This is a genomic window from Natrarchaeobius chitinivorans (assembly GCF_003841505.1).
GTDB lineage: Archaea > Halobacteriota > Halobacteria > Halobacteriales > Natrialbaceae > Natrarchaeobius > Natrarchaeobius chitinivorans.
The window spans coordinates 1-938 of sequence record NZ_REGA01000047.1; the positions used below are offsets into that span (position 1 = coordinate 1).

The 938-nt window shown below is 56.0% G+C and carries 1 protein-coding gene; it reads right to left on the minus strand.

Annotated elements, in window-relative coordinates; translation table 11 throughout:
- Positions 1–35 precede the first annotated feature (35 nt).
- Positions 36–860 (minus strand): IS5 family transposase, encoded by an 825-nt coding sequence (locus EA473_RS21765; RefSeq protein ID WP_124197693.1) that lies wholly within the window; start codon positions 858–860, stop codon positions 36–38.
- Positions 861–938: the final 78 nt, after the last annotated feature.

The following is a 938-nucleotide window of genomic DNA, read 5'->3' on the forward strand; positions in this document are numbered from 1 at the left end:
GGCCGTGGTGAATCGCTATACGGCGCTTGATTTTACTACTTGACGGCACGCTTGATGTTGTAGACGACACACATCAGGACAATTTCACGGAACTCTCGATACCAGCTTCGCGCACGCACGGCGTCGCCGAGCGTGCGCTTGATCACTGAGAAGACGGTCTCAGACAATGCTCTCTGCCCGTAGAGAGTCCCATTGATCCGCGCGTTATGCGCGTGATCGATGGGACGGAACTCTCGATGCTTGATCAGTGGTCTTACGTCCTCTTCTCGGAGTTTATCACGTAACCGTTGCCAGTCGTAGCCTTTGTCTGCGGCGAGGCTGTGCAACTCGCCCGCGTTGCGGCGGGCGAGTTGCCAGCCGATCTGCGTGTCATGACGTTTCTCGGTTGTACAGTGAACGTCGAGGATAGCTTGTGACTCAGTATCGACGAGTGCAGTGGTTTTGAGCGTCTGAACCCGATAGTTCGTCCGTCGGCAGTAGTGTTTGCTGGCGTTTTCGCGGTCGAAAAACGTCGCGTCCATCGCTGCATGACCAGATGGCTCGTGGAGCTGCGCCGACAGGCGCAGCACCACTCGCCAGACTGCCATCTTAATTCTGTCAAACGCCTTTACTAGCGTCGAGTGATCAGGGAGATCGGCCTTCTCAAGGCCGATCTCCGCCAGTATTTGTGGCATCTCGCTCAGTAGATCAAGTGCTTCGCGGTAGGACTTCTCTAAGTAAATCCGCAGACAATGCAGCGAAACGACGGCGTAGTCGGCGAATCCGCCGCCACCCTGTGGGGCGGCGGATTCGCCTCGGCCACCAACAGCACTTTTAGCCAATGTCACTACCTTCCCAGTGAAGCGGGAAATTTTGGACATAGAACATCCGCCGTTTCCCGCTTCAACTCCCTAGTTCTGACGGATCAAGTCGTCGCTGTCTGGCGATTCACCAGAACC